At 55.0% G+C, this 20,240-nt stretch carries 21 protein-coding genes and 1 tRNA gene; 8 read left to right on the top strand and 14 right to left on the bottom strand.

Annotated features, from left to right (window positions below; translation table 11 throughout):
- Positions 1 to 23: 23 nt before the first annotated feature.
- Positions 24 to 302, bottom strand: coding sequence for a DUF3572 domain-containing protein (locus tag RC74_RS10325; protein ID WP_082802246.1), 279 nt, complete (start codon positions 300 to 302; stop codon positions 24 to 26).
- 89 nt (positions 303 to 391) lie between these two features.
- On the opposite strand from RC74_RS10325, the gene RC74_RS10320 reads away from it, so the two are divergent.
- Positions 392 to 1,768: a diguanylate cyclase gene (locus RC74_RS10320; RefSeq protein ID WP_039004648.1), complete on the top strand. Its 1,377-nt coding sequence runs from the start codon at positions 392 to 394 to the stop codon at positions 1,766 to 1,768.
- Here the strand turns inward: RC74_RS10320 and RC74_RS10315 are convergent, their stop codons facing one another.
- From RC74_RS10315 to RC74_RS10300, 4 genes are all read right to left on the bottom strand, one after another.
- Positions 1,769 to 2,272, bottom strand: coding sequence for a periplasmic heavy metal sensor (locus RC74_RS10315; RefSeq protein ID WP_039004646.1), 504 nt, complete (start codon positions 2,270 to 2,272; stop codon positions 1,769 to 1,771).
- A gap of 3 nt (positions 2,273 to 2,275) precedes the next feature.
- Entirely contained in the window at positions 2,276 to 2,638 is a 363-nt protein-coding gene (locus tag RC74_RS10310) for a hypothetical protein (protein ID WP_052275149.1), read from the bottom strand.
- On the bottom strand, positions 2,631 to 3,215 hold the full coding sequence (locus RC74_RS10305) for an RNA polymerase sigma factor (RefSeq protein ID WP_039004645.1): 585 nt from the start codon (positions 3,213 to 3,215) through the stop codon (positions 2,631 to 2,633). The genes RC74_RS10310 and RC74_RS10305 overlap by 8 nt, the downstream gene beginning before the upstream one ends.
- A gap of 85 nt (positions 3,216 to 3,300) precedes the next feature.
- Positions 3,301 to 3,795 (bottom strand): EF-hand domain-containing protein, encoded by a 495-nt coding sequence (locus RC74_RS10300; RefSeq protein ID WP_039004644.1) that lies wholly within the window; start codon positions 3,793 to 3,795, stop codon positions 3,301 to 3,303.
- 195 nt (positions 3,796 to 3,990) lie between these two features.
- On the opposite strand from RC74_RS10300, the gene RC74_RS10295 reads away from it, so the two are divergent.
- Together RC74_RS10295 and RC74_RS10290 are read left to right on the top strand one after the other, a co-directional pair.
- The gene (locus RC74_RS10295) at positions 3,991 to 4,398 is read left to right on the top strand and encodes a DUF983 domain-containing protein (protein WP_039004642.1); all 408 of its coding nucleotides are present in this window, start codon (positions 3,991 to 3,993) and stop codon (positions 4,396 to 4,398) included.
- Positions 4,399 to 4,406: 8 nt separating this feature from the next.
- Entirely contained in the window at positions 4,407 to 5,081 is a 675-nt protein-coding gene (locus tag RC74_RS10290) for an NUDIX hydrolase (RefSeq protein WP_039004641.1), read from the top strand.
- On the opposite strand, the gene RC74_RS10285 is transcribed toward RC74_RS10290, so the two are convergent.
- From RC74_RS10285 to RC74_RS10275, 3 genes are read right to left on the bottom strand one after another with little or no spacing between them, the layout of a single operon-like run.
- Complete coding sequence (locus tag RC74_RS10285; protein ID WP_039004640.1) at positions 5,078 to 5,986, bottom strand: DMT family transporter; 909 nt, start codon at positions 5,984 to 5,986, stop codon at positions 5,078 to 5,080. The genes RC74_RS10290 and RC74_RS10285 overlap by 4 nt on opposite strands.
- Positions 5,987 to 6,015: 29 nt before the next feature.
- Complete coding sequence (locus RC74_RS10280) at positions 6,016 to 6,558, bottom strand: 3-hydroxyacyl-CoA dehydrogenase NAD-binding domain-containing protein (protein ID WP_039004639.1); 543 nt, start codon at positions 6,556 to 6,558, stop codon at positions 6,016 to 6,018.
- Entirely contained in the window at positions 6,559 to 7,608 is a 1,050-nt protein-coding gene (locus RC74_RS10275; protein WP_039004638.1) for an aldo/keto reductase, read from the bottom strand.
- Between the two features lie 101 nt (positions 7,609 to 7,709).
- Here RC74_RS10275 and RC74_RS10270 point away from each other — a divergent pair, with 101 nt between their 5' ends.
- Entirely contained in the window at positions 7,710 to 8,366 is a 657-nt protein-coding gene (locus tag RC74_RS10270; RefSeq protein ID WP_179946765.1) for an ImuA family protein, read from the top strand.
- Between the two features lie 14 nt (positions 8,367 to 8,380).
- Here the strand turns inward: RC74_RS10270 and RC74_RS10265 are convergent.
- Positions 8,381 to 8,466 (bottom strand) — tRNA-Leu (locus tag RC74_RS10265).
- A 74-nt stretch (positions 8,467 to 8,540) separates the two neighbouring features.
- Positions 8,541 to 9,032, bottom strand: coding sequence for an Lrp/AsnC family transcriptional regulator (locus RC74_RS10260; RefSeq protein ID WP_082802245.1), 492 nt, complete (start codon positions 9,030 to 9,032; stop codon positions 8,541 to 8,543).
- Between the two features lie 110 nt (positions 9,033 to 9,142).
- Here RC74_RS10260 and putA point away from each other — a divergent pair, with 110 nt between their 5' ends.
- Positions 9,143 to 12,550: a bifunctional proline dehydrogenase/L-glutamate gamma-semialdehyde dehydrogenase PutA gene (gene putA, locus RC74_RS10255; RefSeq protein ID WP_039004635.1), complete on the top strand. Its 3,408-nt coding sequence runs from the start codon at positions 9,143 to 9,145 to the stop codon at positions 12,548 to 12,550.
- 37 nt (positions 12,551 to 12,587) lie between these two features.
- The gene (locus RC74_RS10250; protein WP_039004634.1) at positions 12,588 to 13,334 is read left to right on the top strand and encodes a rhomboid family intramembrane serine protease; all 747 of its coding nucleotides are present in this window, start codon (positions 12,588 to 12,590) and stop codon (positions 13,332 to 13,334) included.
- An 88-nt stretch (positions 13,335 to 13,422) separates the two neighbouring features.
- On the opposite strand, the gene RC74_RS10245 is transcribed toward RC74_RS10250, so the two are convergent.
- Entirely contained in the window at positions 13,423 to 14,208 is a 786-nt protein-coding gene (locus RC74_RS10245) for an inositol monophosphatase family protein (protein WP_039004632.1), read from the bottom strand.
- Positions 14,209 to 14,282: 74 nt separating this feature from the next.
- Positions 14,283 to 15,200 (bottom strand): LysR family transcriptional regulator, encoded by a 918-nt coding sequence (locus tag RC74_RS10240; RefSeq protein WP_039004631.1) that lies wholly within the window; start codon positions 15,198 to 15,200, stop codon positions 14,283 to 14,285.
- A 94-nt stretch (positions 15,201 to 15,294) separates the two neighbouring features.
- Between RC74_RS10240 and metF the strand changes: the two genes are divergently transcribed.
- The gene (gene metF, locus RC74_RS10235) at positions 15,295 to 16,170 is read left to right on the top strand and encodes a methylenetetrahydrofolate reductase [NAD(P)H] (RefSeq protein WP_039004630.1); all 876 of its coding nucleotides are present in this window, start codon (positions 15,295 to 15,297) and stop codon (positions 16,168 to 16,170) included.
- A 2-nt stretch (positions 16,171 to 16,172) separates the two neighbouring features.
- Here metF and RC74_RS10230 read toward each other — a convergent pair whose 3' ends face one another.
- Together RC74_RS10230 and RC74_RS10225 are read right to left on the bottom strand one after the other, a co-directional pair.
- Positions 16,173 to 17,246, bottom strand: coding sequence for a DUF2235 domain-containing protein (locus tag RC74_RS10230; RefSeq protein ID WP_039004629.1), 1,074 nt, complete (start codon positions 17,244 to 17,246; stop codon positions 16,173 to 16,175).
- On the bottom strand, positions 17,230 to 19,527 hold the full coding sequence (locus tag RC74_RS10225; protein ID WP_039004628.1) for a xanthine dehydrogenase family protein molybdopterin-binding subunit: 2,298 nt from the start codon (positions 19,525 to 19,527) through the stop codon (positions 17,230 to 17,232). Before RC74_RS10225 ends, RC74_RS10230 begins: the two co-directional genes overlap by 17 nt.
- Before the next feature lie 195 nt (positions 19,528 to 19,722).
- Here RC74_RS10225 and RC74_RS10220 point away from each other — a divergent pair, with 195 nt between their 5' ends.
- Entirely contained in the window at positions 19,723 to 20,154 is a 432-nt protein-coding gene (locus tag RC74_RS10220; RefSeq protein WP_039004627.1) for an Lrp/AsnC family transcriptional regulator, read from the top strand.
- The last annotated feature ends 86 nt before the right edge of the window (positions 20,155 to 20,240 follow it).

The raw sequence follows: 20,240 nt of genomic DNA, 5'->3' as shown, positions 1-20,240 counted from the left end.
CCTATCCGCATATAAGTAAACGATTAAGTCCAACTCCTATCCCGACCACCGGGGAGCGCTTGGCGCGCTTGCATCAGGGTTTCATTTGGCATTGAAAGCGCCCCACAGGCGCGCATGACCCATGCATCATCCATCATGAGAAAGTCTAAAACCGAGCCCAAAAATATGGGATCTTGGGCGCTTGTTTTGATGCTTTCAATGTTCGCCCCAGAGGACCCAAGAAACACATCCCAAAGGTCATCTTCACTCGCGAGCCAGCCAAGTGTTTGGATTGCAACTGTGTGCGCTGATTTCTCGTCCATCATTTATCTCTTTCGGAAAGGAATTTTTAACCAATCTAAACAAAGAATAGGACATTCAACAGTAATTTGAGTTAAATCTGTGAGGAAACATGGCCGGACGGATCCTTATAGCGGACAACGTTGCGACAAATAGAATTGTCCTGAAGGTAAAACTATCTTCGGCATTTTATGACGTGATCCAAGCGGCCAGCGGCCAACAAGCACTTGAAGCCGCGCGATCTGAGCATCCGGACCTGATTATCCTCGACGCGCAAATGCCCGAAATGGACGGAATCTCAGTATGTGAAGCGCTGCGATCGGACCCGATTACAGAACATATTCCGGTCATTATGATCACCTCATCGTCTGATACGACCTCCAAATTACGCGCCCTCAAAGCAGGGGCAGACGATATTCTCTTTAAGCCTCTCGACGAACTCACTCTTTTGGCACGCGTCCGCAGTTTACTCCGTGCTTGTGGCACAGCGGATGAATTGCGCTTGCGTGCGTCAACTTGCAGGGAGTTGGGTTTTGCAGAAGCACAGGCGGGTTTTGAAATGCCAGGAAACGTTGCTTTAATAGCGGCGCACAAAGAAACCGCCCTTCGATGGCGCTCCCTGCTTGTGTCCAAAGTCAGTGACCGGATCACTATTCTCTCGCGGAACGAAGCCTTACAGTCGCTCTATAATGGTCCAATGCCGGACATGTTTATCATCGCAGGCGACCTTGATCATCCTGACGAAGGACTGCGACTTTTGTCCGAACTCAAGAGTCGAACGGAAACGCGATATACCCCTGTTTTAATGGTGTTAAAACAACCGTCTCACTCGCAAGCGGTTGTCGCGCTTGATCTGGACGCGAGCGACCTGATCAGTGACGATTTCGACCCTGAGGAGCTCGCTCTTCGAGTCAAAACCCAAATCAAACGCAAACGACAGTCGGACCGCCTGCGCGAAACAGTTCAGGATGGCTTGCGGATGGCAGTGATCGATCCGCTTACGGGCCTATATAACCGCCGTTATGCCCTGCCCCATTTGGGACATATCGTTGAGCGCGCATACCAAACGAAACGAAGATTCGCCGTCATGATCCTCGATTTAGACCGCTTCAAAAGTGTAAACGACAGCTTTGGTCATGCCGCGGGCGACGAGGTCCTCATCGAAGTTGCAAAACGCATACGCGAAAATTTACGAGGCGTTGATCTTTTGGCTCGTATTGGAGGCGAGGAGTTCCTGATCGCAATGCCCGACACGTCCTTAAGTGTGGCGCGGATTGCCGCCGAGCGCTTACGACACGCTGTGGAACAGACTGAAATCACAATCGGGGCCGGCCCAAAATCATTGAGCGTAACTTTGAGCATTGGCGTCGCCATGGGGGATGGAAAAAGTCACAGCTTGACGGAACTCCTTGCCCGAGCTGATCGCGCCTTGTTTACGGCAAAGTCCGACGGGCGCAATCAGGTGACAGTTAATTTAAGCGCAGCTTGATTACTTCTGCTCGGGGGAGGTTTTTTTAGGTCTGGAGCGATGTTTCTTTACTTCCCGTTCCAACCTTTCGACATAGGTAGAACGTTCTTGCGGGGTCATCGATTCAAGGGCATCTAAGTAAGCGTCGGTACCCTCCTTGCGCCGCGTTTTGCTCTGCATTTCCATCGCATTCAAAGCATCTACAACCTTCGCGCGCTCGAACGGTTCCTGCTGCAAGGACGCTAAAAATGCGGCAAACGCCCTCCGGCTCTCCCGCCAGTCGTTTTTACGCCGCACCTCCATGTTTTCTTTGAGGTTTTCCCTGATTTTTTGGCGTTGAACGTCCTCTAATGCTTGCGTAAACGGCCCAATCGAAAAGGAGGAGGGCAAAGGTTGGCGATGCTTGTCTGCCGTGAGAATAAACCCAATTGCGCCACCAATAATTAGAAAATTAAGCGCCAGTGAGCCGATAAGAACTCCACGCGCCAAGCGGGAAGTTTGGGAGGGAGGCGGGTTTTTGATCATGATCTATCCTTCCGTCAAAACGCTGTCAAAGCTAGGGAGGTAGTCCGAATAATCAAAACTGTTGCCCAAGACTGAATCGGTCAAAGTATCAAGGCCTTGCGGAGGGCTAACCCCGATCCAAACACCCGCGATGGTCGCCGTTGCCAGTCCCGCAAACGTTGGCCAACCGCCAAGAACCGCATTGAGTGTTCGCCAAAAACCAGTTGACGTCTTTGGTGCTTTGTTTGCTAAACCAAGCTGATTTTGTACAAGAGTCGCATCCGCCAAAACGTTCGCCAAAAATTCTGCGGACGGCTCTGACGTATCCTTTTTCTCGGCCTCAAAAAAGCTATCAAGGTCGAACGGATCGGTTCTATGATCACTCATCTGTATATCCCAACTCGTTGCGTTTTCCCGCCAACATGGTCGTAAGCGAACGTTTGCCCCGTGCCGTCAAGCTTTCGACGGCCTCGGTGGTAATTTCAAGTATTTCCGCAATCTCTGGGTTTGAAAGCCCATCAATGTGCCGTAAAATAACGGCTTCACGTTGCCGCTCAGGCAGGGCAGAAAGCGCCTGTTTTAGCGCGTAGGCCCGACCCTCATTTAGCATAACCTCAACCGCAGATGGAGACTCATCCAATGGTTCTGCGATTTCATCTAGCCCCACACCGCGTTTTTTACGCAATCGGTCCGTGCATAAATTTCGAACCACGCGATACAGCCAAGTTGAGACTTGCGCCTCGCCCTGCCGCCAATCTGGAGCAATTTTCCACAGGCGCAGCATGGCTTCTTGTGTCACATCTTCGGCTTCCGCCCGATCCCCAAGCATACGTGCGGCAAATCCCAACGCACGGGGCGTCAATCGCAACGTCAAAGCCTGCGCCGCTCCCCGATCACCGTTGGCGAACAGCACCAAAAGGGCGTCATCGGCAACATCTGAAAGAGCATCTAGCGGCATGGACATTCTCAGGGCGTAACTCGTTTCAAATCATCTGGCAACTGATTGGTCGTCCGAAGGACCGTAACCCTTCGGACAGTCTTAACGCGCCCTAATTTGAGCTTTTGTCTTTTTTACCATGGCCACCTTTTTTGCCATGGCCGCCTTTGCGGGCATCCATCTCTTCTTTGCTCACGGCACCATCGCCGTCCGTGTCGAGACGTTCAAACATTTTATCCGCATCTTTTGGCGCCATTTCGATCGCACTCAATGCGCCATCAGCATCCGTATCCATTCTTTCCATCATCTTCTCGAGACGCTTTTCAGCACGTTCCATCCGGCCTTCTTCAGAATGGCTGCTTAGCTCTTCTACGGAAAGTTTTCCGTCACCATTTGTGTCCACAGCGGCGAAACGTGCTGCTTGATGGGCCTGCATTTCTTCGGCCGTGATTTTACCATCGGAGTTCAAATCAACTTCTTCGAAGTTAAAGCGCGGGCCATTATGGCGTCCCTTGCCGCCTTTTTCATCCGCGAAGGCCCCCGTGCTCAACGCGGCTGCGCCGATAGAAACTGCTGTCAAACCTGCGATCAATGTAGTGCGTTTCATCTTTATTTATCCTTTGTAGTTCAAACCTCACAAGCAGTGCTTTCTGCCTATGTTCTGAGTAATAAACGCGCCACCCAAAGCTTTCCGTCGCAATTAGACGAAAAATTTGCGACATCCCGACGCAATTCCAATTTACCCCTGTGAAAAAAGGGCTTTCGCCGTTACCTAAGTTTACGCGACGAATAGGATCAAGTGATGAGCATGCCCCAAACCCAAATTGAACGCCCCCTTAAACAAGCCTTAAAACGTGGATGGCGCCGCCGCTGCCCTAACTGCGGGTCCGGCCCGATGCTTGTGAGCTATCTTAAAGTGCGCCCACATTGTTCGGTTTGCAGTGAGGAATTGCATCATCAACGCGCAGACGACGGCCCAGCCTATCTCACGATCCTCGTGGTCGGACACCTTATGGCCCCAACACTCTTGATGGTTTTTGTGCGCTATCAGCCCGATCCCCTTCTCTTAGCGACGGCTTTTACGGTTGGCTGTGTCGGGCTTTCGCTCTATCTTCTGCCTAGATTCAAGGGCGCATTTGTGGCGCTACAATGGGCAAAGCGGATGCACGGATTTGGAATAGTCCCTCCGGTGCGTAAGTCCGCCTCCTAGGAGGTAATTTGGATAAATCAGCCCTTCGCAACGCGGCAACAACGATTTTGCACCGCGACATCGACGGCGTTCCGCATGTTCTTATGGGGCAGCGCGGCGAAAATGCGGCCTTTATGCCCAATAAATACGTGTTCCCCGGGGGCGCGGTTGACCAAGGCGATCACGACATTCCGTTGTGCGCCACGGTTGGTGGAAAATGCTTGGAGCGCTTGCAAGAAGGCAGTCCTCGCAACCTATCCCACGCTCTTTTGGTCGCTGGAATTCGGGAACTTTGGGAAGAAACTGGACTGATCCTTGGTCGCGAAGGCCAATGGGCTGGCGATATCCCTCCTGATTGGGCAGATTTTGCTGCGCGCGGATTTATCCCGTCCGCGGAAGGCCTTTCCTTTGTTTTTCGCGCCATTACGCCCCCCGGACGCCCCCGCAGATTTGACGCACGGTTTTTCCTCGTCGACGCACATCATGTTCATGGCAATCCAAGCGATTTTTCGGCAGCTTCGGACGAGCTTTCCCATCTGCATTGGATTGCAATTTCCAACGCCAAGGAGCTTGACCTTCCCTTTATTACCGAGGTTGTCCTCGCCGAAGTTTCCCAAGTTCTTCGCGACGGATTACCGCCAAAATCAGTGCCCTTTTTCAAGAATAACGACGAAGAAAACCTGTTCCTGCGGCTCAACTCCTAGGCGAGAACCACAAGAAGCAAGATCGACCCTGTCAGGAAGAGCATCGCAATACGTTCCCGCGCGGTCGTCTTTTCGTGAAAAAACAACGTGCTTGCAAGGAAGCTAAACAGTAATTCGACCTGCCCCAAAGCCTTCACATAGGCCGCGTTTTGCAGCGTAAAAGCTGTGAACCATCCCAGCGATCCGATCATGGATGTGACGCCAACAAGGCCCGCAACCCGCCAGTTGGCAACCACACGTGTCATTTCTCCACGTTCCCGCATCAAAAGCCAGATCCCCATCGCAACCGTTTGACTGGCCGTCACAATCGCCAAAGTGAAGCACGCCCGCGCAAAAAACGGCACATCCAGCCCTAGCGACAACGACGCGCCCCGATACCCCGTTGCCGAAATCGCGAAGAGGACGCCTGACAACAATCCAAGCCCCGCAGCTCGATTAAAAAGCCTAGCTTTCCAGCCCGTCGCACCCATTCCCCGATTATCGGCAAGGAGTACAACTCCTACAAAGCCAACCAAAATTGCCCCCAAGCCCCAAGCCGAAATTTTTTCTCCAAGGACGACAAAACTCAACAGTGCCGTTTGCAGCACTTCGGTTTTCTTGAAGGTAATACCGACGGCAAAACTACGGTGGGAAAACAATGCAACCACACACATTGTTGCCAAGATTTGCGCGAGCCCACCGGACAGCGCCATGACCCAAAATCGCGCATTCACTTGTGGAATGGGTATCCCACTGAAATGCAGGTAGGCCGCAAGCAAAAGCGCCACCAATGGCGCGGAATAAAGGAACCGCGCGAAGGTCGCCCCTCCGGTGGAAAGCTGGGTCGACTTGAGGTGCTTTTGCAACATGAACCGCAAGTTCTGTGCAAATGCAGCAGCAATCGTGATGGGAATCCAAAGTTCCACGGGCAATTCCTTTAGGAATAATTGGCGCTTTAAGCGAGAATGATTCGAGGGTCCAAGCCAAGCGTTTTTAAAAACTCAGAGAGTTGAGCAAGTAGCTCTAGCGGACTTAATGGGCCTTCCAGAACACCCACTTTCTCGGTCGTAAATCCCGCGCTCAAAGGACGAATAACCAGCATGTATTTTGCGCGGGTTGCACTGGCTTGAATATCGGCCGAAGTCAGCGTCTCGGAGGACGACGCAATCAAGGCACTGGGCTGCGAATGCGCCTGAACGATGTGATATATCTGGCGTTTTAAGTCTAATCTGTCAGGCGCAGATTCTTGAATCCAGACAGCCCCTTGTACGACCTCAGAGAGCCCCTTGTGGAAGCTTAGCGCTGTATCTTGAACCTTCTCAAACGCCGAAATCTCCGCTTGGGCCTGCTGAAAAAGACGACGCATTTTCTCTTCCGCCAGCGGATCGGGATCAAAAACCCGAACGCGCCACCCCGCCCGCAGAAAGAGCAACGCCCAATTCCGCCCCACGGTCCCGCAGCCAATTATGGCTACGGTTTTCTCCTCGTCGCGACTCATCTAATACGGCATCGGATGGCTGCGGTAAGCCCGATTGATGTCGGCCAGTACCTCTGCGCTTAAGGTAAGCGAATCCGCTTTAAGCGAGTTTTCCAACTGCTCAACCGAGGTTGCGCCGAAGATTGGCGACGTCAGGAAGGGTCGTGTCATTGTCCATGCAATCGCCATTTGCACGGGGTCAATTCCATGCTTTTTTGCAATCGCATGATACGCATCAATGGCGGGCCAAACGCGCGGGGTCACGCGTCCGCCAAGTGTCTCCTCAAGCGTGCGGCGCGACCGCTCAGGGAATACCGTTCCACCTTCATATTTACCGGTCAAAAGGCTCGCTGCCAACGGGGAGTAAGCCAGCAAGGTGACGTCCTCGTTACAGGAAAGCTCTGAAAAATCGGTATCAAACACACGGCACAGCAAGGAGTATTCGTTTTGCACTGTTTGGACGCGCGGTGCGCCAAGTTCGTCGGCAAGGCGCAACCACTGGGACGTGCCCCATGCACTTTCGTTTGAAAGCCCAAACTCGCGGATTTTGCCTTCTTTCTGAAGGGCGGCCAACGTCTGGAGGATGTCGGCCATGTGATCCATGGTTTTCGCGCGATCCTGAGAAGACGGGTCAAATTCCCAATACTGGCGGAAGTGATAGGACCCGCGATTGGGCCAATGGATTTGATAAAGGTCGACGTAATCGGTTTTGAGGCGCGCAAGAGAGCCTTCAAGTGCTGCGCGCATTGTTTCGCCCGTAAGGGGCTGCCCTTCGCGCACAAACCGTTCGTTAAACCCGCTGACTTTCGTCGCAATCACCCAGTCGGCGCGGCGCGCTTGGTTCTTGGCAATCCAGTTTCCAACGATAGTCTCGGTGTTGCCGACAGTCTCTTTTGTGACGGGCGTCACGGGATACATTTCGGCGGTGTCCATGAAGTTGATGCCGCGTTCGGTGGCGAAATCAATCTGAGCATGCCCCTCGGCTTCGGTGTTTCGGCTTCCCCAAGTCATTGTTCCCAAACAAAGTTGTGTGACTTCGAGAGAGCTGCGGCCCAATTTGATTTTTTTCATAACCCGATCCTTTTTATAGTGCCGCCAACTTAGGGGTAGACGCGCCTATGGCAAGGGGAAAATAGATTGAGAACAAAAAGGGAACGTGTTACTTTTGGACCATGTCCAGCCCCCTTATCACCCGCGCGCGGCCGAGTCCGAGTCGCGACATCACTTTTCTAAAGGAACTCACTCTGGCGCCCTCCCGCGCCCATGAGTTCTGTGGAAACGCCCGTCACAGCCTTGCCTTGATGGTCTCTCAAGAAACACAGGGGCCTATTTTCTGGATTCATCCCGGCTGGATCCCCGACCAGCTCAATCCCGATGGCGTCTGTCGGTTCATTGATCCGTCGCGCCTGATTTTCGTGGCGCCCAATCGGGCCGAGGATTTGCTGTGGAGTGTGGAAGAAGTTCTGCGGGCGGGGATCGTGCCGCTTATAGTCGTCGATATTCCGGGATTTCCCAGCCTTACCTCGGTGCGTCGCCTGCATCTCGCGGCGGAAACCGGTACGCGGGAAGGCCGCGAGAGGCCGATTGCCCTTTTGCTAACGCCAGCAGATGGCGGGGCGCAGGGATGCGAAACGCGCTGGCATATGGCGCAGGATTACAAGGCCGACGCCCCCGCATGGCACCTAGAACGGCGCCGCTCCCGCTCCCTCGCGCCAAAAGCGTGGCACATCACCCCAGATCAGGAGCGTTTTCACCTTACCCCTGCTCTTCTCAAAGCGGACTCCACACAAAACCCAGAGCAGCGCGCCCAAGCCAAGGCCGTTAAGTAAAGAGAAAATCACCTTGGTACCCGCGGCCGGGCTCGAACCGGCACGGCCTTTCGGCCCAGAGATTTTAAGTCTCTTGTGTCTACCATTCCACCACGCAGGCCAAGGTGTGGCGACCATAGCGATTGGGGGAAAAAGGTAAAGGCCACACAGACGAAATTCAGCAAAAAATCGGGATCAAAAAACCGCGTTAATTTCGCTGCTCCATTGCCCGCCCTCTTTCACCGTTTCCATGGCAACATGGGTGCTGGTGTGGGCAACAAAGGGGAGTGCCGAAATATCCTCGCCCAAAACTTTTCGAAAGTCCTGCATGTTTTGGGTCCGTACCTTCAAGAGATAGTCGAACTGACTCGCAAGCATGTGGCATTCCTCAATTTCAGACACCTTCTGGGCAGCCAAGTTGAACATCTTCAGCGCAGATTCACGCGTATCCGTCAGGCGCACCTCGACAAACGCCACGTGATCGCGCCCAAGTCGAATAGGATCAATGATCGCCTGATAGCCCGTAATATAGCCCTCGACCTCAAGGCGTTTAAGACGCACCTGCGTCGGGGTCTTGGATAAACCGATCTCTCGCGCCAAGTCTGTCACGCTCAAGCGACCGTTGCGCGACAAGAGCCGAAGGATCAACGAGTCAAAACTATCCAGATCGCCTAAAATTACCGCCAAAATAAGTCTCCTAGCCTATTAAATCTCAAATTACAGGAAAAAGTACCTTATTTTCTCAGCTACACCAAGGAAATTGTCAGTCACCTCAAGTCTAGAAGAAAGGCTTCTATATGGAAACAATCTCAGACCTTCGCTCACAAATCACTCAAGCCACTTATATGGATCAAGAACAAGCCATTTCCCGTCTTCGGGACATCGCCGACCTTGACGCATCGGTGCGCGCGCAAATCAGTGAAGAAGCCGCAGCCCTCGTTGTGGCCATCCGCGAAGGCTCCAAGCCGAGCATTATCGAGAACTTCCTTTCGGAATATGGTCTTTCCACCGAAGAAGGTGTGGCGCTGATGTGCCTCGCTGAAGCCCTGCTACGTGTCCCTGACGCGCCAACCATGGACGCGCTGATTGAAGACAAAATCGCGCCGTCCGATTGGGGCAAACACCTTGGCCAAGCGGCGTCGTCCCTTGTGAACGCCTCAACATGGGCACTGCTTTTCACAGGGCGCGTTCTTGAAACCAACACTCCCGGCATCGGCGGTGTGTTGCGCAGCGCAGTTAAGCGTCTGGGCGAACCCGTGATCCGTTCCGCAGTCAAACGCGCAGTCCAGGAAATGGCGCGGCAATTCGTACTGGGGGAAACCATCGAAGGCGCCCTCAAGCGTGGCTCTGGCATGATGGCCAAAGGCTACAGCTATTCCTTCGACATGCTCGGCGAGGCGGCCCTTACTGAGGACGACGCCCTTAAGCATTTCGACGATTACGCGACCGCCATTCGCACCATCGGACACCAGGAATCCCCACAAGTTGGGGCTGGTATATCGGTCAAACTTTCAGCCCTCTATGCGCGCTATGAACCCGCGCAAAAAGCCAAGGTTATGGAAATTCTCCTGCCCCGCGTCAAAGAGCTGGTGCTCATGGCAAAAGAGCGCAACATGGGCTTTAATATCGACGCCGAAGAGGCCGCGCGCCTCGACATTCTGCTCGATATCACTGAGGCTCTGATCTCCGATCCCGACCTCGGCGATTGGACGGGCTTTGGCTTTGTCGTTCAAGCCTATGGGCAGCGGGCAAGCTATGTCATCGATTGGCTCGCAGCCCTCTCGAATGCCCATAACCGCCCGATCATGGTCCGTCTCGTCAAAGGTGCCTATTGGGACACCGAGATCAAACACGCTCAAGAGCTTGGCCTCACAGGCTATGCCGTTTTCACAACAAAACCCGCGACCGACATCTCCTACATCGCTTGTGCGCGCCGCCTTTTCGCAGCGGGCGACACGATCTTTCCACAATTCGCAACCCACAACGCACATACGATTGTCGCCATTCGCACCATCGCCCCCAAAGGCGCGCGGTACGAGTTTCAGCGCCTGCATGGCATGGGTGAATCCGTCCACGAAAGAGTCCGCGAAACCTATGGCGATGCCTGTCGGATTTACGCCCCTGTCGGCACCCACAAAGACCTGCTGGCCTATCTGGTGCGTCGTCTTCTTGAGAACGGTGCAAACAGTTCCTTCGTCAACCAAATCGTTGACAGTTCTGTGCCTGCAAGTGAAGTCGCAGCAGACCCGTTTTCCCTCGAAACCACCAGCACCCTCCCAACGGGCGACGCGCTCTTTCAGCCCGAAAGACGCAACTCTGCGGGTATTGATTTCGACTATCCACCCGATCTTGCAAAAACCCTCGCGGCACGCGCGCCCTTTATGAAGTCAAGCTTCACCGCCGCCCCCACAAATGCCACCGACCTCACCACAGGCGAGGACGTGCAGAATCCCAACGATTTTTCGGACATCGTCGGAACGGTACACCACGCCTCCCCTGAACAAATTGAGGATGCATTCGCGCAAGCAAAACCTTGGGAGGCATTGCACCCCGAGCGCATTCTTGTGCTCAATCGTGCAGCGGATCTCTTTGAGGAAGAGTTCGGACAGGTCTTTGCGATCCTCGCACGCGAGGCCGGTAAAACGCTCCCCGACTGCCTTGCTGAACTGCGTGAAGCCGTTGATTTCATTCGGTACTATGCCGTTCAAGCCCAAGCCAGCCCGCAACCGGCTGTTGGAATTTTCGCCTGTGTTTCCCCTTGGAATTTCCCGCTGGCGATCTTTACGGGCCAAATCGTGGCGGCGCTCTCGACGGGGAATGCCGTGCTGGCCAAACCCGCCGAAAGCACACCACTGATTGCCGCTTTGGCGGTCTCGCTGTTTCACAAAGCGGGCGTACCAAAGACCGCGCTACAACTCCTACCCGGCACTGGCGCGACCGTTGGCCAAGCCCTAACTTCCGATCCGCGCGTCGATGGCGTTTGCTTTACGGGATCAACGGGAACAGCCCACAGAATCCGCAAGAATATTGCCAACAATCTCTCGACCGGCGCGCCCTTGGTTGCCGAGACGGGCGGCATAAACGCGATGATCGTCGACAGTACGGCCCTTATGGAACAGGCCGTTTCGGATGTGATCGCGAGCGCGTTTCAATCCGCGGGTCAACGCTGTTCTGCGCTGCGCTGCGTCTATGTGCAATCGGACGTCGCACAGGAATTTGAAACCATGATCGCGGGGGCAATGGACTTGTTGAATATCGGCGACCCTGCTGATATTTCAACCGATATTGGCCCTGTTATCAGTGAGGTAGCGCGCAAGAGCATTCAAGACTACATCGACGAAGCCCGTACAAATGGCCGCGTTATGAAGGAACTTGCACGCCCTGAAAACGGTCATTTCGTCGGGCCAACGCTGCTTAAAACGCCTGGTGGCTTGAAGGACATGCCGCGCGAAGTTTTTGGCCCCGTCTTGCATTACACCACGTTCAACAGCGAAGACTTTGAACGTGTTTTGGCCGATGTGAACGCCAGTGGATACGGGCTGACCTTTGGTCTTCACAGCCGGATTGATGCCCGCGTTGAAGTCGTCAAAGCCACGCTCAACGTCGGCAACCTCTATGTGAATCGCAACCAGATTGGGGCTATCGTTGGAAGCCAACCCTTTGGTGGGGAAGGATTATCCGGCACAGGCCCCAAGGCGGGCGGGCCCTATTATCTTGCGCGATTTACGCGGCCAAATGCACCCGACGACCAAGAGCCCAGAGAGCCCTATGTCGACGAGCCGACCCCCTATGGCACAGGCGAAATCTTCCCGCTGCCGGAACGTCTTCTTCCGGGACCAACGGGCGAAGCAAACACCCTTTGGACCTCTCCCAGAGCGCCCCTTTTGTGCCTTGGACCAAGCGTCGCGGCGCAAAATGCCCAAGCAGCCGCCGTTCAGGCGCTTGGGGGTGCGGCGATTGTTGGACGTCTCGCGCCTCAGCAACTCACTGATTTAGAAGGGATTTCTGGCGCAATCTATTGGGGAGATCACAGCGATCCAGAAGCGCGTGCTTATGTACAAGCCCTTTCGGAGCGTGAAGGGCCGATCCTGCCGTTCATCACCTCGCATCCTGACATCGCTCATGCTTTGCACGAACGTCATCTGTGCGTTGACACCACAGCGGCGGGCGGAAATGCGGCCCTTTTGGCAGAGGGAGGCCTCTAGCGCTTGACCAAAACTCGCGAATAGGCAAGCTACCCAAATGCTTCCTATTCGCGACCACAACCCATCGACCCGCAAACCGTATGTGACCCATGCGCTCATTTTTCTGAATGTCGCAATTTTCGTCAGCTACTACATGAAATTGGGCGACCCATCCGAGATAAATCCGTTCCTCGCCCAATGGGCGTTGGTGCCACAGTGGGTTATGAATGGTGAGGGGCTTTATACGCCTTTGACGGCAATGTTCCTGCATGGCGGCACTATGCACCTTGCAGGTAACATGTTGTTTTTATACATTTTTGGAGATAATCTCGAAGACCAGCTTGGGCATATTGGCTTTCTTGCTTTTTACCTTATTGGCGGGGTCGCCGCCGGATTTGGGCATGCGATTTCGGACCCGAATTCCCTCACACCGATGATCGGCGCCTCGGGGGCGATTGCCGCAGTGATGGGCGGATATTTACTGTTATTCCCGCGTGCAAAGGTGGACGTATTCTTCTTTTTCCTCGTGTTTTTCAGAATTTTCGCGCTGCCCGCGTGGATTGTTTTGGGGGTTTGGTTTGGCATTCAGGCCGTTAATAGCGCGATTATGACCGCCGATAGCAGTGGCGTTGCTTATTGGGCGCATTCGGGAGGGTTTGTTGCGGGGGCGCTTATGATGATCCCGTTTTGGCTCAGCCAAGGCGGCACCGGATTTTGGAGACGCACCCACGGTCACGCCCCCAATCCCGAAGCTAAATACCCTGTGTCGCGGAGTTCGATTCCAAGCGTGCGACGGCGCAAATAAAAAGGGAACCGAAAGGCCCCCTTTTTTAAACTTTTTAAACACCGCAGAGGGACTTTTTTAAAGTTTTCAAACCTTTTTGAAGCCCGTTTTAGCCGCGAATAACCTTGGCAAAGCGTTCGAACATCGGCTCGTTGGCACAGATGACCGAGCCGCTTTCAATAATGTTGTCGCCCTTGGCGAGAGGTTCCACGAGGGCACCCGCTTCGCGCGCGAGCACGAGGCCAGCGGCCATGTCCCACGGTTTGAGGCGACGCTCCCAGAAGCCATCATAGCGACCAGCGGCCACATAAGCGAGATCGAGGGAAGCAGCCCCCCAACGGCGTACGCCAGCACAGGCCGGAAGGATGCGCGCGAGGTCTTGAAGTGTGTCTGGCAAATCGCCGCGACCCGCAAAAGGCAGACCCGTGGCGTAAATTGTTTCGATCATATGGGTGCGACCGGAGGCGCGAATGCGGCCTTCGTTCATCCAAGCGCCTTGGCCTTTTTCGGCAAAGAAGGTTTCGTCCTTGCAGGGGTCAAAAACCACGCCTGCAACGATTTCGCCTTTGTGCTCCAAAGCAACCGAAACGGCCCAATGCGGCAAGCCGTGGAGGAAGTTTGTGGTGCCATCAAGCGGGTCGACAATCCAACGGCGTGTGGGGTCTGTTCCGGGGATTTCTGCACTCTCTTCGGCCAACCAACCGTAGGTTGGGCGCGCTTCCATCAAGTCTTCTTTGAGAATTTCTTCGGCGGTAATATCGGCTTTGGAGACGAAGTCGCCCGCACCCTTTACCGAAACCTGAAGGTTTTCTACTTCGCGGAAGTCTTTTGCCAGGCTGCGACCAGCCCGACGGGCGGCTTTCACCATGATATTAAGATTCGCACTGCCGATCATGAGGGTACTCCATTGATAAGATCGCGCATATACGCGGCGACAGCCGATTTGCCAAGCCAAAAGGCGTTATTAGATTAAACAGTCGCCCTTAAGCGTTGGAGCTTCACGGGTTCGGTCCGAGCCAAACGAATAAAATGCGCCATAAAAGGTTTTTGAATGTCGTCGGTGCGCACGGCGGCATAGAGGCGTTTTGTGGCCCCCTTTTTGCCCAACGGGCGGGTGACATAATCAGAGTTGTAGCGCACTTCGCGCACGACCCAATCGGGCAACACGGCCACGCCGCGATTAGAGGCGACGAGCAAAAGGATGACGGCCGTTAATTCGACCTGACGAATGGCGGCGGGTTCGATTTTGGCTGGCGTCAGAAACTCGGTGAACACGTCCAAACGTGTGCGATCGACGGGATAGGTAATGAGGGTCTCGCCGCGCAAATCCTCGGGTTCAATGAATTCTTTTTTGGCCAGCGGGTGGCTTGCGGCGGCAACAAACACAGGTTCATAGTCAAAAAGAGGTGAGAATTGAATGCCTTCCAGCGTTTCGGGGTCCGAGGAAACGACCAGATCAACGCCCTCTTTTTGCAAGGCAGGCAGGGCATCAAAGGCCAATCCAGGGCGGATATCGACATCGACATCGGGCCAAGCTTTGCGGAATTCCTCAAGCACAGGAAACAGCCACTCAAAACAGGCGTGGCATTCAATTGCGATATGCAAGCGGCCAGACTTGCCAGAGATCAGCCCCGCAAACTCGGCCTCAAGGGCGGCAACTTCGGGGAGGACCTTCTCGGCCAACCGTAGAAGCTTCATCCCAGCGGGGGAGAGTTTCATCGGTTTGGTGCGGCGAATGAAAAGCTCCACCCCCGCCTGATCCTCAAGCCCCTTAACTTGGTGCGAAAGCGCCGATTGTGTGGTATTGAGGAGGTCAGCCGCGCGGGCCAAACCGCCAGCCTCGTGAATGGCTTTGATCGTTCGCAGGTGCCGGAATTCCAGATGCATTATGCATGAGCCTCATATTAATCTTGAGAATTATGAATTTGTCTCACATTGCGAGATGTGAGACAAGGGCTCAAGCCAAAAGGACGGATACAAAATGACAACGACACAGACGCCGCGCATTTCTTTCGAGTTTTTCCCACCACAATCCTTGGAGGCCTCTTTTCGGCTTTGGGATACGGTGCGCGCCTTGGCCCCACTTGAGCCCAGCTTTTCGTCCGTGACCTATGGCGCGGGGGGCACGACACGTGACTTGACCCATGAAGCGGTCGCCACGATCCACAAAAATTACGGCCTGAATGTTGCGGCGCACCTTACCTGTGTGGACGCAACCCGCGAAGAAACCATGCAGATTGCGCAATCTTATTCCGACGCTGGTGTGACGGAAATTGTGGCGCTGCGCGGCGATGCGCCCAAGGGAGCGGAGTCGTTTACGGCGCATCCAGACGGATTTTCGGATGCCTGTGAGTTGATCGAAGCCCTCGCGGATACAGGGAAATTCAAGCTGCGCGTTGGAGCCTATCCTGAACCGCACCCCGATTCGCCCTCATCGCAGGCCGATGTTGATTGGCTTAAACGCAAGATTGATGCAGGGGCGCATTCGGCGATCACCCAGTTCTTTTTTGAAGCGGATACGTTTTTTCGCTTCCGTGATGCCTGTGTAAAAGCGGGTATTGATGCGCCGATTATTCCGGGCATTTTGCCGATCCAAAGCTGGAAAGGCGCACAACGTTTTGCGGCACGTTGTGGCACTTCGGTTCCGACTTGGGTTGCGGAAGCGTTTGAGAAGGCGGAGCGCGATGATCGCACGGAGCTTTTGGCGACGAGCCTGTGCACGGAACTGTGTTCGGACCTGCTTGAGGGCGGTGTTGAGGACTTGCATTTCTATACGCTCAACCGTCCAGAACGCACGCGTGATGTGTGTCATGCGCTGGGAATTACACCGTCAAAAGTCTTGCAAAACGTCGCATAACTTTAGCTGACGGGTTCACTTTGTAGCCGCTCGAGCGAAGATTTTTGCGGGTGATCGCGGGGCACAGACGGGTGAATGCTTTCGGAGGGATCGCGTCCGACTTTGCGTTTCCAACGGGACACAAACATCGGCCCCCATCGACGCTGTGTTGTGACGGAAGGCGCGGTTACATCGCAGGGAAATTGCGCGCGCCACCCGTTTGGCAGCGTAAGGCCGAGCGCTTCGGCTTGCTCTAACATCCAGACGAGAGGAATGTTGGAGAGCGGTCGTGCAGCCTCAAATCCGCCCAATTGCCCACCGATATCGGCATGGTGGCCGCGAAACCACATTTGCTCCACATGACCTGTCCACGAGGGCGAACTTTTCCACATGACGGGCGCAAAGGTCTGACGCGTTTCGTCAAGCGCCAGCGCCTGAAACCCATTGCGCACGGAGGTTCCAAGATGGGGGCTGTGAAAGGCGTGACGGTGATCGGTGAGGCGCCAGAGGAAGGGAATTGGCAGGCCGAGCGCTTTGACCGTTTCCCAAACGCCGACCATTTCAATCTCGACGCGCGGGTGGCAAAATGCTGCGCGAAAGGCGTGGATTGCGTCGGTGTCGGCGGGGCCTTGATACAGGCGATAGGCTTGGCGAATGTTGCGTTCGGTGGCGTGGTGCGGTTTGAGCAAGCCGACTTGTTCGATCATCCCCGCCAAGGAGCGCACGGTAAACGCGCCGCGTGAATATCCAAACAGGTAGATGCGATCCTCGGTGTGATAGCGGCTGGCCAGAAAACCATAGGTGCGGCGGATTTGGCGATTGATGCCGCGCCCTTCGATGACGTCCCGTGTGCTGCGCCAATCGGGCCATTGGATACCAGATTCATACCGCAGATTTGGGCGATCTCGGGCAGGAAGGCTGCACAGAAGTTTATAGAGAAGACCGGCGTTGGAGCGCAGCCCGTCGTCGAGGCTAGAGAGCGTTCCATCAAGGATAATCACATGATTTTGAGCACCGCGATGCGGCGTTAACGGCGGTTGCTCGACCTCCTTTTTGAGGCGAAGCCAACGCAGTAAGTGATCACGCAGCCTTGTCATGAGCCTCCTGCAGGAGGGCCCAAACGCGCGACGGGGTGAAGGGCATATCGGCCTGTTTTACACCACGTGCATGCAGTGCGTCCTGCACCGCATTGGCGACGGCGGCCATGCTTCCGACGGTGCCCGCCTCGCCGCAGCCCTTCATGCCCATGGGGTTGGCCGTGGAGGGGGTTGGCTCGGTGGTGAAGTCCACGAAGGGCATATCATCGGCGCGAGGCATGCCGTAATCCATGAAACTCGCACTCAGGAGTTGGCCTTCGGCGTCGTAAACGACATGTTCCGAGATCACTTGCCCCAGCCCTTGGGCCACGCCGCCGTGAACCTGTCCTGCGACCAACATCGGGCTGATGAGATTGCCGAAATCATCGGTCACCGTATAACGCACCACGCTTGTTTTGCCGGTTTCGGGATCGATCTCGACCTCGGCGACATGGGCGCCGTTTGGATACGAACGCCCCGGTATTTCGGCGCGGGCTTCGAACGTCAGTAAATCAGTGCGACCGTCGACCCGCGCCATCTCGGCCACCTCAAGCATGGTCGGGGCAAGGTTGGAGGCGTCGGCGCGGAACTGGTTATCGTCAAAGGAGATTTGCGCAGCGTCGACGCCCATTTTCTCGGCCAAATAGGGGGTGAATTGCGCCACGATTTTAGCCACAGCCGCGAGGGTCACGTGGGTTTGTACTGTGACCGAGCGCGAGCCGCCCGTGCCGCCGCCCTTGGCGATGCGGTCGCTGTCGCCTTGAACCACTTCGATAAGCTCCATCGGGATACCCGATTGATCCGACAGGAAGGTGGCGTAGACGGTTTCGTGCCCTTGGCCGTTGCTTTGGGTGCCGACGTAGATTTTGGCGGTGCCGTCCTCAACGAATTCAACTTTTACCGCCTCGGAAGGGTCGCCGAGGATGCTTTCGATGTAGAAACACAGGCCAAGGCCGCGCAGTTTGCCATTGGCTTCGCTTTTGGCGCGACGAGTGGCAAAACCAGCGACGTCGCATTCTGTTTCTACCCGCGTGAGCACGCGATCAAAATCACCTACGTCATAGAGTTCGCCCGTGGCGCTCGTGTAGGGGAAGGCGTCTTTGGGGATGAAGTTTTTGCGGCGCAATTCCCATGGATCAACGCCCAATTCGCGGGCGGCCTGGTCCATGGTACGTTCTAGCGCGAAGATGGCTTCGGGGCGGCCTGCGCCGCGATAGGCGTCGGTTTGGGTGGTGTTGGTATAGATGCCCTTCACGGCGTGGAATGTGGTGGTGCAATCGTATGTGCCCATCAAAACCTTGGAAAAAAGCTCAGTTTGAATGGGCTGTCCGAATTGCGAATTATAGGCACCGAGGTTGTTGACCGTGGTGACGCGATAGGCTTGGATTTTGTGGTTTTCGTCAAAGGCCAACTCGCAGGTCGAGATCAGGTCGCGGCCAGCGTTATCCGACAACATGCTTTCGGAACGGTCGCCCATCCAGCGCACGACACGGCCCAAGGATTTGGCGGCGGCGGCAACCAGAAAGTTTTCCGGATAGGCCATGGCTTTCATGCCAAAACCACCGCCGACGTCGGGGTTGGTGATGCGGATATCTTCGGGGTCCATCTTTAAGGCGTGCGCGATTTGGTCTTTGTGCTCCCAGACGCCCTGTGCATTGATGGCAACGTGCAAACGGGTGCCGTCCCACTCGGCATAAGCGCCGCGCGGCTCCATTGAATTGACGATAATGCGGTTATCGACCACCTTGGCTGTGATGTGATGCGCGGCGGCGTCAAACGCGGCTTGGGTGGCGGCCTCATCGCCCATCGACCAATCAAAGGCAATGTTATCAGGGGCTTCTGGGTGGATGAGCGCGTCACTTGGGATGGGGTCTGCGGAGACGGGAAGATCGGTATAGTCAAATTCGATCAGTTCAGCCGCGTCGCGCGCCAAGGCCAGCGTATCGGCGACGATGAAGGCGATGGCTTCGCCGACAAACCGTACACGACCCTTGGCCAAAATCGGCCGCAGGGGCGCGGCCCCTTTGGAGCCGTCGCGATTTTTCACGGTTGCGCCCTTCATGCCGATATTCATGCCCATTGCTTCTAGATCGGCGGCGGTTAAAACCGCGTGAACGCCCTCCGCCTCCAAGGCATCACTCACATCCAATGTCACGATTTCTGCGTGGGCCACCGACGAGCGGAACACATATCCGTAAAGAGCATTCGCCGGAACGATATCGTCCACATAGCGTCCCTGCCCCGTTAGAAACCGAACATCTTCGGTTCGTAACACAGACTGACTTTTTCCAAACTTTTCCATAGTGCCTCCACGCGTTTTGGGTATCTTTAGCGCCCATGTTCCAAGTGTCCAGAGCGATGGCTGAAATCCATGGATAAAGTGGCACCCTGCGCGGGAAAACGCGGACATTGCACAATAATTGGCGTTCATCCTTGACAGCTCATGCGATACATATCGTAACAATCGGTAGAACAATCGACATATAGGACAGGCGCTATGGACCCTCTTGATCGCAACATTTTGGCACAATTATCCAGCGATGCGCGCCTGTCAGTGGCGGTATTGGCGCGCAAGCTTGGGGTGGCGCGCTCGACCATTCAGGCGCGGATTGCGCGGCTTGAAAAGCAAAACATCATCGCGGGATATACGTTGCGGATCGGGGCCTTAACACAAGAATCGCGGATTCATACGACGGTTTTACTGACGGTTGAGCCAAATGCGCACCTGATCGTGTTGGCGGGTTTGCGCACCATTCCGGAGGTTGAGCGCGTCTCGACCACAAGCGGGCGGTTCGACCTTTTGCTGCAAGTTGTCTGTTCCACACCGCCCGCCCTCAACGATGTCCTCGACCAAATCGGCGAAATCAGCGGTGTGCAAAGGAGTGAGAGTTTGATCCACTTGGCCACAAAACTTGACCGCACGACATAATTTGTAAAGCGCGCCCTTCCCCTTGGGCTGTGCATTCTATAAGGCATTCGGGACAGATTTTTTTGCGCGGACACCGTGGCAAACCA

The organism is Falsihalocynthiibacter arcticus (assembly GCF_000812665.2).
GTDB lineage: Bacteria > Pseudomonadota > Alphaproteobacteria > Rhodobacterales > Rhodobacteraceae > Falsihalocynthiibacter > Falsihalocynthiibacter arcticus.
This window is presented reverse-complemented; position numbering and strand designations above follow the sequence as displayed.